Raw genomic sequence first — 15150 nt, forward strand, 5'->3', positions numbered from 1 at the left:
CCGCGATCCTCAAACCAACGATGCTCCGACCCGTCGATCTGCACCAGCTCGCCATAGGCCTCGCGTCGCAAGCGTGGCTGATGAAACGTCCGCCGCTGCTTGCGCGACAGCCAGAGGCCGTCGTCCGCCATCCATTGGCGCAGCGTCTCGCGCGATACCGTCAGTCCATCGCGTTCGGCTAGCTTCTCGGCCGCCAAGGTCGGTCCGAAGTCCACATAGCGTTCGCGAACGAGCGTCACCGCATAATCCCGAACACCGTCGCTGATCCGGTTGTTCGAGGGTCGGCCGATCGCCTTATGCCGGATTGAAGCCGCGCCGCCGGTGTTGATCCGCTCCAGCAGACGACGGACCTGACGGGTGCTGAGTTCAAGCACGCGCGCCGCCGACGCCAACGTCATGCGTCCGGCGATCACTTTCGACAAAACCTCAATCCGCTGCAGATCGCGTTCGCTCATCGCAATCAATCCCATCCGCAATCTCCCAGGTCAGCAAAACCCGGGGAGAGTGACATTCCAACTTTGCAGGATCAGGACACTTTAACTTTGCGGCTACACACAAAAATCGCGTAATCTATATTATGGAACTATCGGATATGCCGGAAAACATGGATTGCGGCTGATCCTTGCCTCGCCGCGCTTGACCCGGCCTCCCGCGAAACGCGGGCGCGACGCAGACCACAGCGCAACAGTTACCCCGGGAACGGTCGATGCGGTTGAGTCGCCTACAATGTAATCCAACTCTGGTTCGGTCATGGACGTTTCCGATGCCCACTTCATGCTGCGAAAGATACCTCAGAATATGCGATAAGAGCGGTCACAAGCGTTTTCGCCCGCCTCGTCTCCTTCGCGCAGCCAACGACAACCGGCATGACGGCGATCACCTGTTCGTCGCCACTCCTGAGAGCGTTACGGTATCCCTTCCTCGCGTACGAAGGCCAGCGATCGAAATCGGATCGGCCTTGTCCATGCTGGCAGCGGTAGTCCTCGCTACCTACGTCGAGCTAGAGGTCATTACCGGCACACTGAACCAGGTGCTCGACGGGTTGTTCGTCGAGGCGTCGTCGGTCCTTTGGTGACGTCACACGGGCCATTGGAGCGGAGCAATGATTCCGAACCAACGTCCGCCGCCGCATCGATCTCGGCCTCCTTATACGCTCCAAAGGAGCTTGGCGGATGGCGTGTCTCTGCCCGAATGGGTCAACGGCCTCTCGCTACATGCATGCCGTTTCAGTTAATCCTGGCGCCCCCCGCGGAGAAGAGGTGAATCTTCTCTCCTTTTGGCGCGAGGTGGACCTGCTGTTCAGGGCGAAGGTCCGCGCGTCGATGCAGAACGATAGCGGCCGTCTGCGTGCCGACGCGCACCGAAAGATGGGTTTCAGCGCCTGTCGGCTCAACCGTCAGGACCGTTGCTGGAATGCCCGTTTCGGCAAGCTCGAGGTCTTCCGGGCGGATGCCGTAGGTTCGGGCTTCTTTGCCGCCCAGGAACCCCGGTAGTGGCAGGGAAAGCCCGCCCTCGATACGGAAGCCGCCGTCGCCGATGTCGCCTTCAAAAAGGTTCATCGCAGGCGAGCCGATGAAGGTTGCGACGAAGGTGTTATCTGGGCGGTCGTAGAGGTCGAGCGGTTTGCCGATCTGCTCGATGCGGCCAGCGCGCATGACGACGATCTTGTCGGCCATCGTCATCGCCTCGATCTGGTCGTGCGTGACGTAGACGATGGTGGTACCGAGCCGCTGGTGCAATTCCTTGATTTCGCTGCGCATCGTCACGCGCAGCTTGGCATCGAGATTGGACAGCGGCTCGTCGAACAGGAACACCTTCGGATGGCGGACAATTGCGCGCCCCATGGCCACGCGCTGGCGCTGGCCACCGGAGAGCTGCTTCGGCAAGCGATCGAGCAGCGGTTCCAGCGCCAGAATGCCGGCGGCTTCCCTGACAAGCCGGTCGATCGTCGCCCTGTCGCGGCCCTGCAGTTTCAGGGCAAAGCCCATGTTCTCGGCGACCGTCATGTGCGGATAGAGTGCGTAGCTCTGGAACACCATGGCGATGTCCCGCTCCTTCGGCGCCACCTCGTTGACGATGCGCCCGTCGATGCGGATCTCGCCGCCGCTGATGTCCTCCAGCCCCGCCAGCATGCGCAGAAGCGTGGACTTGCCGCAGCCGGACGGGCCGACGAGCGTGACAAACTCGCCATCCTCGATATTCACGGAAACGCCGTGGATGACGGAGGCAGCCCCATATTGCTTCAAAACGCGATCGATCGTTACCGATGCCATTTTACTTCCTCCCTTAAAGCTTGAGTTGCCAGATTTTTGCACTGGCGGCGGCACCGGTTAGCGTCGCCGAACGAGCGGCGGAAAATCCCGGAAAGCGCTTGGTGCCAGTCCAGCGGCCGTTGTCGGCGAACACCTCGATGGAACCTGCGTCGAGAAAGATGCGCAGCTCCGAAGGCTTGGCGCCGGATGCGAGGTATCGCGGCGGCTCTTTGCCGGTGCCGGCATCAAAGAGGATCGCCAGGCCGTCGCCATCAAGCTTCACGCCGAGCTTGACGTCCGGGTGATCGAAGGCGAGGTCAAATGCGGCACCGGGCTCGGGCAGCAAGAGCACGATCTCCACCGCGCCGCTTTCGAGCGGAACCGTCTCGCCGGCGACGAGTGCCGCTTCGTCGAGCAGCATGTGGCGGAGGCTTTCCGCTGCGACGCTCGGCGGCGTCAGAACGGCATCTCCGTCGAGAAGCACGCGACGCGGCAGCGTCATGGCGGTCGGGAAGTCGTCTTTCTTGGAAAAGTCCGTCCAGTTGGCGAGCCAAGCGATGCCGACCGGCTCGTCGCCGTCGACGAAGGCCTGGAAGGCATAGGCGTCGGAGCCGAAATCCAGCTCCTGCTCGAACTCAGCCAGGAATTTGCGGCCGTCAAAGCGGCCGACGGTAACCGACGTCAGGTTACGCCGGCCGGTTGCGGGATCGCGGCTGGTCAGCAGGCCGAAGATCAGCGCCCAACGGGTATCCGGATCGTCCGCCTTCCCACCGAGCGGCACCATGCAGGGGCATTCCGCTGCGGTCATACCGAAACGGTCCTCGCGATGAATGATGCCGAGGAAGGTCCAGCCGGCAGCGCCTTTCGGGTCTGTCGTCTCATAGAGCAGAACGACGCCGCCCGACCTGTCGCGGCTGCCGAGCAGCATTTTCCAGCGGCCGTCCGGGCCCTTGAAGACATAGGGATCCCGGAAATCGGTCGTGAGGTTCAAGCCTTCCGGACGGACCGGCAGAACCACATCGGATGCACCGGCGACGATGCCGTCGCGGCTGAGGGCGGAGAGCTGGATCTGCTCTTCCGGCTGCCGATCGCGTACGTGTTCGGTATAGAAGACGCGGATCTCCTCCCCCTCAGGTCCGGAAATGGGGATGGCCGAGCCGGAAAAGGCGCCGCCGCGGCCGTCGTCCTTTTCGCACAGATGATCCGCCGGAAAGAGGAACATCGGCAGGTGCGTCCAGTGGATCAGATCTGTCGAGACGGCGTGTCCCCAATGCATGGTGTTCCAGCGCAGACCGTGCGGATAGTGCTGGTAGAAGAGATGGCCGCGGCCGGCGAAACGGCCGAAACCGTTCGGGTCGTTCATCCAGCCGAAGGGCGGCCGGAAGTGGTAGCCGGCCGGCACCTGAGGCGGCGCGGTGCGCATGTCGTGATGCAACACGCGGATCCCCTCCTCCAGCACCGTCTGCGGATGGAATGCGTAGACCACTGAGAGCGCGGTCGTTTCGCCATCATAGGCAAGCACGGTGTGGCCACCGGTCTCGAGCGTCACTGCGAAGAATTCGAACTCCTCGGCCCGGCGCGTGGACGGATCGGCGATGTCATTGCGCTCGACACTCACGAAGAGCTTCGCCTTGCCGCCAGTTTCGCGCGCCTTGATCCAGAGATGCAGCACCGTGCCGGCGGCAAACGCGGCCTCGATGATTTCAAGCGCGGGGCTCGCGAGTTTTGTTTGGGAAGTCATAGTCAACCTTTCACGGCGGAGCCGACGAACGAGCTTACGAACCAGCGCTGGAAGGCGAGGTAGAGAATGAGGACGGGGATCATCATCAGGACGGACGCGGCCATGGCGCGGTCCCAGTAGATGCTGTCCTGTCCAAAGAAGGTGGCAATTGCGACCGAGATCGGCCTTGCATGGTCGGTCTGCGTTACGAGTGTCGGCCAGAGATACTGGTTCCAGCTCTCGATCCCCATGAGGATCGACACCGTTGCGAGCGCCGGCAGGCTGAGCGGCATGTAGATCGAACGGTAGATGCGAAAGGCCGAGGCCCCGTCCATTTCCGCCGCTTCATAGAGTTCCTTCGGCAGTTGCGCGAAGAACTGGTAGAAGAGGAAGACATAGAGCGGGCTTGCTACCCAGGGCAGGATCTGGACGGCAAAGGTGTCCGTCAGCCCTGCCCGCGACATCATGACGACGAGCGGCATGATGATGCTTTCCTGCGGGATGACATAGAGCGCAACGACGAGCGCAAGCAGGACCGCCTTGCCGCGGAGCGACCCCCAGGCGAGCACAAAGCCTGCCATAGAGTTGATGATCAGTCCCGACACGACGGTGACGACGAGGATCACCAGGGAATTGAACAGGTAGCGGCCATAGGCAAGCTCGCCGGAGAAATTGGCGATCTCCCTGTAGTTCGAGAGCGTCGGGTCGCTCACCCAGAAGGCGCGGAAGCTGCCCATGTCCGCAAGGATGCGGAAGCGGTCGTCCTTGAGGCTGGCAATGAGCAGCATGAAGAGTGGCGAAATCATCACCAGAGCAACAATGAAGATGCAGACGGTCTGGACGGCCCGCAGGCCCGTCTTGCTGTTGCCCCGGGATATGGCCAGCGGGGCGGGCTGGTTGAGCACGAGATCAGACATCGAAGCGCCTCAGGAGTTTGCGCTGGAGAAGCGCGATCAGAAGAACGATGACGAAGAGAATGACGGAGACGGCAGAGGCATATCCGAGCTTCTGTTCCTCGAAACCGGCGCGCACCATGTAGTGCACCACGGTCTCCGTGCTTTCCTTCGGCCCGCCCTGGGTGAGGATTGCAACTTGGGTGTAGAGCTTGAAAGCCTGGATCGTCGTGATGACCAGCACGAAGACATGGGTGGGACGCAGGCCCGGCATGGTCACGTGCCAGAAGCGGCGTAGCGCGCTTGCCCCATCGATGCGGGCGGCGTCGTAAAGCTCTTCCGGAATGCCCTGCAGGCCGGCAAGGTAGATGATCATCTGGAAGCCATAGGCCTGCCAGGCCGACAGCAGCACGATCGAGAACATCGCCCAGTTCGGGTCGCCGAGCCAATCGATCGGCTGGATCATTCCAGCGGACAAGAAGCCGACGATCTGATTGAGCGGACCGCTCGGATACTGAAACAGCGTGCCCCAGATCACGCAGACGACAACCATGGAGGTGATCGCCGGCAGGAAGAACATGCCGCGCAGAAGATTGCGTATCGGCAGCTTCTGGTGGAGCAGCAGCGCCGTCAGGAAGGCCAGACCGCACTGGACCGGGAGCACCCAGACCGTGAAGCGCGTGACGTTCCACAGCGACGTCCAGAACAGCGGATCGGTAAAGACGCGCTGAAAGTTCAGGAGGCCGACGAAGCGCACCGGCGTCGGGCGCGGTACGAGCGGCTGGTTGGTCATCGCCGTCCAGAAGGACAGAAGGAACGGCGTGATCAGGAAGATGGCGAGCAGCAGCACGGCGGGCGCGATCATCGCGACTTCCTGCCAAAATCGCTGCCGGTCACGTCGCCTGCCGGCGCGCGGAATGGCCGGCGCAGACGTCTGTTGCAAAGTCATGGTCTCCTCCTCATCGCTCATCCTCCCGAGATGGCGCAGGGCCGGTCAGAGTGACGGCCCTGCGATAACGCCTTATTGCTGTTCGTCGAACGGCGGATAGCCGGCGTTGTCCTCGATGTCCTGGTCGATCTTCCTGGCGGCGGCCGTCAGGGCTTCCTGTGCGTCGCCGCCGTTGAAGATCTTGTCGACCGCCTGCATGAAGGCCGAGGTAATCGTCGGATAGGCCGGGTGCGGCGGACGGGCGACCGCGGACTTCGAGGCCTGTTCGAAGGCGACAGCAAGCGGTCCGCCTTCAGCGTAGAGCGGGGATTCCGCTGCAAAGCTCTTCAGGCCCGGATAGGCCGACTGGGTCTTGGCGTAGTCGCGATAGTCCTTGTCCTTCAGAAGGAAGCTCAGGAACTTGCCCGCGGCCTCAGGATTTTCGGAGGTCGCCGAGATGCCCCAGATCCAGGTGCCGTTCGGGCTGACGCCCTTCTTACCGATCTTTGGCAGCGGCATGACGACGATATTGTCCTTCATCGCGGCGGCGGCTTCCGCATAGAACCAGTGCCCGCCCATGGCGAGTGCTGCCGGCTGGCCTTCGGCATAAAACTGGTTGGTACCCGACGACGTCGGAACGACCCAGCCGTTCTTTACCCACGTCTGCATCATGGTCAGCGCCTTGACGCAGGCTTCGCTGTCGAGCGTACCGCTCGCCTTCCACGCCTTGCGGTCGATCAGATCACAGCCAGCACTTTCGAGCAGCGGGCCATAGGCATAGGTGATCCACTCGGTCTTGATGCCGTAGCCGCGGAACGTGTCGATCGGCCACTTCACGCCTTCGAGCTTGGAGAGCTTTTCGAGATAGCCTTCGAATTCCTCGCGCGTCCAAGCGTCGTCGACGGATTTCGGAATGCGTGCGCCGATGGCTTCAAGATATTTCTTGTTGCCGTAGAGGACGACCGAGGAGTCGGTGAGGCCGATCGCATAGAGGTCCTTATCGATCGGATAGGTGCCCTGGGCGATGTTCGAGCCGGTCATGTCGTCGAGGACATCCTTATCGACGAGCGGCTTGATCGGCTGCAGATACCCGGACCAGACGTAGTTGGCGAGGAACGGTGCGTCGAGTTCCATCACGTCCGGCAATTGCTTCGCCATGACGGCAGCGCTGAACTTCTCGTTATAGGCATCGTGCGGCGCGTAGATCATTTCGACGTCGATGTCCGGATTGGCGTCCTCGAAGCGCTTGGCGACATCGCCATAGGCCTTCACCCAGCCCGGATCGCCCTGGTGCATGACATGAATGACGGACTTTGCTTCGACTAACCCGGCGCTCCAAAGAATGGCGGAAGACGCAAGAAGTGCACTAAGTAAACGATTACCCAACTGCGTAGTCATTGATGTTCTCCTCCTATTGAATGCGATAACACGTTGATTTCTTAGACCGATGCCCGTTCGACCAGATGGAAGGGCAACTGCCGCAGATGCGGCGGCTCAGGTTGCCCGGCGAGCAGGATCTCCATGGCAAGGCGGCCCATCGCGCGGTGCGGCAGGGCCATCGTCGTCAAGGGCGGATCCAGCCGCGAGGCAAGCTCGACCTGATTGTCGAAACTTGCCACCGCAATGTCGTCCGGGATGCGAAGGCCGGCACGCGCAAGCGCGGCATAGACCTCCATCGCCACCCGGTCGTTGCCGCACAGGATGGCGTCCGGCCGCTGACCGGAAAGAAGTGCCTCCACATGGGATGCGACAAGGCTTGGCGCGCGATCACTGTAAACGCTGCGGCGCACGGCCGGAAACACGCCGAGCGGATTGTTGCCTGCCTCCTCCAGCTCCGCGCGAAAGCCCTTCTCGCGCAAGGAGCCGGCCAGAATGCCCGGCAAGTTGATGAAGGCGATACGGCGCCGGCCCGCGGCCAGCAGGTAACGCACGATCTCACGTGCCCCGCCCTCTTCGTCCGGGACCAGCGACGTGACACGGCCGGAGGCCTCGCGGCAGTTGATCATGACCCCGACGGAACCGGCCAGCGTTGGCGGCAGATCGACGTCCTTATGGTACATTGCGGCGTAGGCGACGGCACGCGGCCGGAATTGCTGCACCTCGTCGAGCACCGAGCCGATCGACTGTCCGCTGCTGTGGTTGACAGCAAAGACGGCCATGCCGGCGCTGCGCGCAGCCCCATCGAGTCCTCGGACGATTTCGGTGGCGAAGGGCGAGGTGATCAACCCATCGGACACGACGCCGACCAGCGGAAGCCAGCCCTGACGCACGCCGCGCGCGGCCAGGTTCGTTACATAGCCGAGCTCCTCCGCAATTGCCTTGACCTTCTGACGGGTCTCGTCCGACATTCGAGCGGACCCGCCGTGCAATGCGCCGGAGACCGTCTTCACTGAGACGCCCGCACGCTCCGCGATGTCAGAAAGGGAGATTGTCACGGTTTGTGCCCTTGTTGGGTTATCGATTACCCAATAATTCAAACCCGGCCCCATTGTCAAGCGGTCACCCGATCGAAACGCCACCATAAGCCTTGGAAGATGATCGCTGCGTAGAGCTTCGCGCCGCCAAGACGGCGAACAACCCTCCGATGACGCGAAATAGAGGTTGGAACTTGGCTCAAGAGGGACGAAAGCCGCTGTGCGTCCCACTGCGGCTTTCTGTTTCAGTCGGGGTCAGGTGCCTGCTCAGAATTGCTTTGCAGCCCTCACCCGTCCGCCAACAGATTTCTGGCCGTCACCTTCGATGTCGAGAAGGAGGCTGGCGTCGAGCATCCAGAAATCGACGGTCTCCAGCGTCAGGCCGGCGGTCAGTGTGCCGTAGGCGCCGGAACCGTCGAGACCGGCATAACCGGCTGTTGCACCGAGCTTCGGCGTCACAGTGGAGCCGTTCTCCAGGGTGAAGGAACGCGCGATCTCCGCACCGAGACTTATTCGGAACTGTTCGGCGTCGAAGCCCTCGATGGTGATTTCGTCGCCCGCACCGTTGCGCACGCTATAGTCCTTGACCGTCTCGTTGAAGTAGACAGCCCGGAGCTCCGGCGTCAGCACCGTGGCCTCGTCGATTTGCCATTCGCCCATGATCGCCGTGTCGATCAACCATCGTTTCGTGTCGAACGAACCGTCCCAGAAGGCTGTGTCAATGTCGTTCGCCGAGCCGCCATAGAGCAGGCTTGTATCCCAGAACACGCCCTTGCCGATCTCGAGCGAGGCATAGGGGCCGGCGAGCCAGCCGTTGCCCGTCAATTCGGCGTCCTCATTCGTCGGATCGGTCATCCGGTCGAAATGGAGCGACAGGCCGACCAGCGCCTTTTCAGAAATCAGATAATCGGCGCCGAGATTGAGCATGGCGAAGCTGCCCCACTTGTCGTCGTTCTCGTCTCGCTTGTGCGCCATCAGCGTGCCGTCGATCCAGACGTTGAACGGCGGGACATAGCCGCCAGCCGATTCCATTTGCGCAAGACTGGTCGCGAAGCTGGCCGTTATGCCATCTTCCGAAGGCGTCATACGGGCAGTGACTGGATCCGTGGCGTTGCCCAGCTGCCGGCGTTCCAGAAGGCCCGGAACCCTGATCGAAGAGGCGATCAGGCCCTGCCGGGTCTGGACGAAACCGTGCACGAGGTCATCAATATTATCGGCGACCTCGGCAGAATTGTAGCCGATCTTGTAGGTCACCGTACCTGTGTTGGAGGCGCCTTGCGCGTTCATCAGCCTGAAGCCGACCCGCACAGTACCCGAGTAGGCCGGGTTCGGGATAAACTTCAGATACCAGCCGAGAGGCGTCGGACCCGCTGCGGCAAATTCACCCCGCACGATGCTCGCCTTGCCCGCATTAGCCGGTTCCACGAATGTGGGGCTCGCATCAGTGAACGGACCGCCAGTGGCGCCGGCCTCGAGGTTGACATTGACCGGCATGCTGCCCGCCGGAACGTCGACTGTCTTGTCAGTGACGGTGACGGCCCGTGTCTTGACCGTCAGAGTGTAGCTTGCCGTTCCGGTGGTGCCGTGACCGTCACGCGCTTCGATGGTGAAGCTATAGTCCTTCGCCTCGGCCGCCGTATCGAGGGGACCCGTCAACTCGCCAGTGGAGATGTTGAGGATCATTCCGGCCGGCAACGTGCCGGATTTGAGGCTGTAGCTCAGCGCTCCCGCTCCCCCCGTTGCGAAGATCTGCTGGCTGTAAGCCTCACCAACCATGGCCTCGGTCAGCGCCCCGCCGGCGGGGCTGAACGTCATGGCCGAGGCAGCCACTGTGACCGTGACAGCGCCCGAGGTCGCAGCGGCATTATTGCTGTCACCGGAGTATTCGGCGGTGATGAAATGCGCGCCGACGCTCAGCGCCGCGGTGCTGAACGTGGCCGTGGTGTCGGACACGGAGCCGGTTCCTAGCGTCGTGGATCCGTTCTTGAAGGTGACGCTTCCTGTCGGTGACGCCCCGCCGACCAAGCTCGCCGTGAAGGTTACCGATGCGCCGAGCACCGGATTGCTGTTCGAGGCCGAGACCGTGACCGTTGGGGCAACCTGCCCGACCGTAACGGTGACGGCGGCCGAGACCGCAGCGGCATTGTTGCCATCACCGGAATATTCGGCGGTGATGGACTGCGCGCCGACGGCCAGCGCCGCGGTGCTGAAGGCGGCCGTGGTGCCGGAGACGGAGCCGGTTCCAAGCGTCGTGGATCCATTCTTGAAGGTGACGGTTCCCGTCGGTGACGCGCCGCCGGCCAAGGTCGCCGTGAGGGTCACCGATGTGCCGAGCACCGGATTGCTGTCGGAGGCCGATGCCGTGATCGTCGGAACCGATGTCTGGTAGGTAAAGCCACCATTGAACGTATCGGTTCCGTTCGGAGTAGTAAGGGCAACCACTACGGCTCCAGCGGCATGAGCGGGCGTCGTCACCGTGACCTCACCGTCGTCGACGACGGTGAGGTTGCTCCCGGCAACGCCGCTGAAGGTAACCGCAGTCGTATCGGTGAAACCCGTACCGGTAATGGTGACCACCGTACCACCGGTCGTGCCCCCGGCGTTCGGGGTGATGTTGGCGATCGACGGAGCAGGCGCTGAGTCGTCATTGAGGATAGTGCCTATACCCTGGCTGTCGACGACCGTCGCGCCGGCGACGTTTGTGACATTGACGAAGAATGTCTCGTTCGACTCAAAGTCCGTATCACCCAGCGCAAGCACTGTGAATGTGGCGTCGGTCGCGCCCTGGCTGACCTGACCGCTTGTGGAATTGGTTGTGTAGTCGCCAGGGGCGTTGGCGGTGCCGTTTGCCGTCGCAATGTCGAAGGTCACCCCGCCGACACCGGCCGGTTTGTCCAGCGATATTGTGAAGGTGAAGCTCGTAGTGCCGGAATTGCCCTCGGACTGGCTTATGTCATTGATCGACAATTGTGGCAGCGCACTCACCGTGATTGTGACCGTCGCGGCCGCGGACGTGCCCGCGGTATTGCTGGCCGTGTAGGTGAAGCTGTCGGAGCCGGAATAGCCTGATGTCGGCGTGTAGTTGATTGTCGTGCCAGAAGCCGACGCGGTGCCGTGGGTCGGCAATGACGCAACCGCCACGCTATCTGCGGCGCCGCCTGTGAGGGCGAGCGTGATTGTGTTGTTCGCCGAGTTGGCATCGACCGTCGCGGACGCATTGCCGGCGACGGGCGCTTGCAGCGCCAGTATGGTGGTCAGCGAATAGGCGGCCGAGCCGCTCGCACCGTAGGCGTCTACGGCAGACACGGTGAAGTTGACGGTGCCTGTCGTCGTCGGGGTGCCGGAAAGAGTGCCCGTTGCGGTATTGAAAGACAGTCCCGTTGGGAGCGTGCCGGAGGTGATGGTGAGCCCATAGGTATAGGGCGCGGTGCCGAGCGATGCGGTCATTGACTGGCTATAGGCAACGTCGGTCGTGCCGCCGGGCAGCGCCCCCGCCGCTGGCGACAGGGCCAGTGTGGGTCGGTTCACCGTGATGGTGACCGTCGCGGGCGAAGAGGTGCCGGCTGAATTCGTGGCGGTGTAGGTGAAGCTGTCAGAGCCGGAGTAGCCTGGTATTGGCGTATAGGTAACGGTCGTTCCGGAGGCCGACGCCGTGCCGTGCGAAGCCGCCGTGCCGATCGCCACCGACGTCGCCGTGCCGGCGGAAAGGTTCAGCGTGATCGGGTTCGCCGACGAGTTCGCATTGACCGTCGCCGATACCGCGCCGGCAGCCGGGACGATCTCGTCGACGTTCAGTGTGTACCCCCGCGAGCCCGAGAACGGCGCGCTAGGGCCAGTCGAGCTGTCGGTAGCGACAATCTGGAAGCTGTAGCTCCCCGCCACGGTCGGCGTTCCGGAAAGTACACCGCCGGACGAGAGAGTGAGACCCGCCGGTAATGTGCCGGATACAGAGAAGGTATAGGGGCTCGTGCCGCCGGAAGCCGTCAGCGTCTGGCTATAGGCCGTCCCAACGGTCCCCGCCGCCAGCGAGACGTTCGGCAAAACGATGGTCGGGGCCGATACGGTGATGGTAACTGTCGCTGGAGCCGATGTGCCGCCCGCATTTGTCGCCGTATAGGTGAAGCTGTCGGGCCCGGCATAGCCTGGCGTCGGCGTATAGGTGATGGTGGCTCCCACAGCCGTCGCCGTGCCATGCGCAGCCGGCGCACTGACTGCCACCGACGTCGCTGTTCCACCGGAAAGGTTCAAGGTGATGGGGTTTGCCGACGAGTTGGCGCTGACTGTCGCCGAAAGCGCACCGGCAATCGGAACGGCGGGGTTGACGGCAAAACTCTGCTGTACCTGCGGGGCAGCGTTATAGGACGTATCTCCGGCCTGGTTGGCATTGATCGTGCAGGTCCCGGTCGTCACGAAAGTCAGCATTCCTGCGCCGTCAATGGTGCAAACGCCGGTGGTTGCGGAGGTGAAGACCGGGCTGAGCCCGGAACTGGCGCTCGCCGTCAGCGTCGGCGTCGTGCCGAAACTCTGCGGGCCCGGATTGTTGAAGGTGATGGTCTGGTCGCTCTTTCCAGCGCATGTGACCGTCGCCTGCACGGTTCCGCCCGCTCGATCGCTCCAAGCGTATACCACGAAGCGGCTATCGTCGGCGGGTATTGTCAATGTACCGGTTAGATTCAATTCCGCGCCGGGTGAAGCGTGTTCTTGAAATGAAGTACCGTCAGGAAAACCAAGACCATCGTTCTTGTACATCGCAAAGCCAGCCTCCCCCGGAGTTGCGGTACCGGATGAGGTAACCGTGTAGGTTACTTTCTCGCCAGCGAGGACACTAAGTCCCTCCTGCCACAAAGAGTCCCCATTCGAGAAGGAAACGCCGCTCCCCCACGTTGCGTTGATCGCACTACAACCAGCCGATTGCGCGTGCGCACTCTGGAAAGAAATAAGGCTGATCAAGAAGGCAACAGCGAAGGCGAACCAGGCGTTCCCCCGCCTATGCGCGGCATTGGTGATGGCCAGAAGCATCCAAGCGGCGGCGGCGAGAGCCGACTGAAAACGCTTGAGCATTTTCAGCCATGTGAACGCCATGCCTGCAAGAGCAAGCACAAGAACAAGAACAACTATCGTTGATGTCATCGGTTCCCCGTCCACCTTCCCCCGAAGGCCGTCCAAATCGCGCAAGCACCCGCAATCCATGCCCAGGTGCAGCAGAGCTTTCCTACAGTGAAGAACTTTCGCCCAGCTTGTGAGCCAGAAAATCGCAAGTTACGCGTGCAGTATCATCCATAGATTGTTGTCATGGTTCGCGCCACACGTATGATGCGGTTGCCCAATTTTTTTGCTACGGAGCGTTGCAACAAAGCTGGCTACGTCACTGGGAAAAATCGTCTGCCATCGAGGTCGCGTCATACGGCATCGCCTTGGTATCGGTTGAGAGAAATGTCCATCGCGGTCGCCATTCGATGGACCTCTGCCAGCACGGGTTCGAAAATCGCGTTGCGGCGCTCAAGCTCGGCGTGTTCGGCAAGATATGCCGGCACGAGTTCGGAAATCTCGTCGAACACGGCCTGTTCGTCCACCGTGGTCAGGCGCCCGCCCTGCATGACGATTCGTCCGGCAACCATCACTGCTTCCACCGACGATCCGTTTTCCGAATAGACAAGGTGTTTGGCGACATCGTTGAGCGGCACGAAGGGATAATTTCGCATATCCAGGACAAGAAGATCGGCCGACTTGCCGACTTCCAGGGAACCGGTCACCTGTTCCAGCATCGCCGTCTTGGCGCCGCCGATGGTCGCCATGGTGAGGATCTCGTCCGCCCTGAGCCATTTCTCGTAGTCAGGACCGGCGGCACTATGAACGAGACCGGCGACGCGCATGACGTCGAAGATGCGAGACGTGTCGTTCGACGAAACGCCATCCGTGCCAAGGCCGATCGTCACACCGGCATCGAGCAGGCGGCGGATCGGCGCGATCCCGGCCCCAAGCTTCAGGTTGGAGACGGCGTTGTGGGCAACGGAGACGCCCGCCTCCCCCATCAGCTCGATGTCCTTGTCGCTGACCCACACCGAATGCGCGATGGTCGTGTTGCGTTTCAGAAGGCCGAGATCGTGCATATAGGCGATCAAGGACCTGCCGTGATGAACGAGCCCCGTCACCGCCTGCGTCTTGGTCTCGAGGACATGCGTGTGGAACGGCACATGCCTTTCAACTGCCAGCTCCATACAGGCCGCCATGAGATCGGGCGTGCAGCGCTGCGGCGCGGAAGGTGCGATCATGAACTGCAGGCGGCCCGACATCCCGTGCAGGCTGGAAAAGGCAGCGCGGCAATAGTCCGCATACGCTCCTGCCGACATCGGCGGACCAAAATCGAGAAGATCCTGCATCGCCGAGGGCATTATGTCGCGCACGAAAGGCAGCGCATCAAGCGTATGCACATTCATCGCCGCGCTGGAAACATTGGCGCGGATTCCGGCATCGTCGTAGGCGCGAAAGACGGTGGCAAGCCGGTCGAGATCGTGCCGGGGCGGGTCGAAAAAATCGTCGCAGAGCGTCGTGACGCCGTTGCGCAGCGATTCCATCGCCAGCAGCAGGCTGCGCAGGTACAGCAGGCGCTCGCCGATCGGGTCGTTCATCAACAGCGAATAGGCATAGAGCAGCCAGAGTTCGAGCGGCATGCGCTCATAGCGCCCCCGCAGGAATGTCTCACTGGAATGCGTATGGGCATTGACCAGTCCCGGCAGGACCAGCTTGCCGCGTGCCTCGATAATTTGGGCGTCGGGCCTGGCGGCAAGGCCCGACCCGATCGATCTGATCTCGGTGCCTTCGATCAGGATGTCAGCGGCAAATGGTGTTGCGCCGTGAGCGCGGTCCATCGCAACTATCGTCCCATTGCGGATGAGAATTTCGCTCATGACAAATGCCCCGGAAACCACTGAATGACCTGAGG

Annotated in this window: 10 protein-coding genes; 1 reads left to right on the forward strand and 9 read right to left on the reverse strand. The window is 62.0% G+C overall.

The window, feature by feature from the left end; all coding sequences use genetic code 11:
* The 8 genes from IB265_RS29105 to IB265_RS29140 all read right to left on the reverse strand — a co-directional run.
* On the reverse strand, nt 1-470 hold a 470-nt coding region (locus tag IB265_RS29105), incomplete at its 3' end, for a helix-turn-helix domain-containing protein (protein ID WP_192495541.1).
* Nucleotides 471-1226: 756 nt separating this feature from the next.
* The gene (locus tag IB265_RS29110; RefSeq protein ID WP_057251135.1) at nt 1227-2273 is read right to left on the reverse strand and encodes an ABC transporter ATP-binding protein; all 1047 of its coding nucleotides are present in this window, start codon (nt 2271-2273) and stop codon (nt 1227-1229) included.
* A gap of 13 nt (nt 2274-2286) precedes the next feature.
* The gene (locus IB265_RS29115) at nt 2287-3993 is read right to left on the reverse strand and encodes a GH32 C-terminal domain-containing protein (protein ID WP_192495542.1); all 1707 of its coding nucleotides are present in this window, start codon (nt 3991-3993) and stop codon (nt 2287-2289) included.
* Nucleotides 3994-3995: 2 nt separating this feature from the next.
* Nucleotides 3996-4889 (reverse strand): carbohydrate ABC transporter permease, encoded by an 894-nt coding sequence (locus IB265_RS29120; protein ID WP_057251133.1) that lies wholly within the window; start codon nt 4887-4889, stop codon nt 3996-3998.
* Nucleotides 4882-5814 carry a carbohydrate ABC transporter permease gene (locus IB265_RS29125; protein WP_112994729.1) on the reverse strand — a complete coding sequence of 311 codons (933 nt, stop codon included), beginning with the start codon at nt 5812-5814 and terminating at the stop codon, nt 4882-4884. Before IB265_RS29125 ends, IB265_RS29120 begins: the two co-directional genes overlap by 8 nt.
* Before the next feature lie 72 nt (nt 5815-5886).
* Nucleotides 5887-7191 carry a sugar ABC transporter substrate-binding protein gene (locus tag IB265_RS29130; protein WP_246806083.1) on the reverse strand — a complete coding sequence of 435 codons (1305 nt, stop codon included), beginning with the start codon at nt 7189-7191 and terminating at the stop codon, nt 5887-5889.
* A 41-nt stretch (nt 7192-7232) separates the two neighbouring features.
* The gene (locus IB265_RS29135) at nt 7233-8282 is read right to left on the reverse strand and encodes a LacI family DNA-binding transcriptional regulator (protein WP_192495615.1); all 1050 of its coding nucleotides are present in this window, start codon (nt 8280-8282) and stop codon (nt 7233-7235) included.
* 192 nt (nt 8283-8474) lie between these two features.
* Nucleotides 8475-12836: a putative Ig domain-containing protein gene (locus IB265_RS29140; protein ID WP_210334625.1), complete on the reverse strand. Its 4362-nt coding sequence runs from the start codon at nt 12834-12836 to the stop codon at nt 8475-8477.
* Nucleotides 12837-13124: 288 nt separating this feature from the next.
* Between IB265_RS29140 and IB265_RS29145 the strand changes: the two genes are divergently transcribed.
* Nucleotides 13125-13331, forward strand: a complete 207-nt coding sequence (locus IB265_RS29145; RefSeq protein ID WP_192495544.1) for a hypothetical protein — start codon at nt 13125-13127, stop codon at nt 13329-13331.
* Between the two features lie 275 nt (nt 13332-13606).
* Here the strand turns inward: IB265_RS29145 and IB265_RS29150 are convergent, their stop codons facing one another.
* Nucleotides 13607-15115, reverse strand: a complete 1509-nt coding sequence (locus IB265_RS29150) for an amidohydrolase family protein (protein WP_192495545.1) — start codon at nt 15113-15115, stop codon at nt 13607-13609.
* Between the last annotated feature and the right edge of the window lie 35 nt (nt 15116-15150).

Origin of the sequence: Ensifer sp. ENS10, from assembly GCF_014852025.1 — a bacterium.
In the GTDB taxonomy this organism is placed as follows: Bacteria; Pseudomonadota; Alphaproteobacteria; order Rhizobiales; family Rhizobiaceae; genus Ensifer.

Excerpts from the sequence above, each read along its gene's own strand:
- IB265_RS29110 (WP_057251135.1), bottom strand. The coding sequence starts at position 2,273 with ATGGCATCGGTAACGATCGATCGCGTTTTGAAGCAATATGGGGCTGCC.
- IB265_RS29115 (WP_192495542.1), bottom strand. The coding sequence starts at position 3,993 with ATGACTTCCCAAACAAAACTCGCGAGCCCCGCGCTTGAAATCATCGAG.
- IB265_RS29120 (WP_057251133.1), bottom strand. The coding sequence starts at position 4,889 with ATGTCTGATCTCGTGCTCAACCAGCCCGCCCCGCTGGCCATATCCCGG.
- IB265_RS29125 (WP_112994729.1), bottom strand. The coding sequence starts at position 5,814 with ATGACTTTGCAACAGACGTCTGCGCCGGCCATTCCGCGCGCCGGCAGG.
- IB265_RS29130 (WP_246806083.1), bottom strand. The coding sequence starts at position 7,191 with ATGACTACGCAGTTGGGTAATCGTTTACTTAGTGCACTTCTTGCGTCT.
- IB265_RS29135 (WP_192495615.1), bottom strand. The coding sequence starts at position 8,282 with ATGGGGCCGGGTTTGAATTATTGGGTAATCGATAACCCAACAAGGGCA.
- IB265_RS29150 (WP_192495545.1), bottom strand. The coding sequence starts at position 15,115 with ATGAGCGAAATTCTCATCCGCAATGGGACGATAGTTGCGATGGACCGC.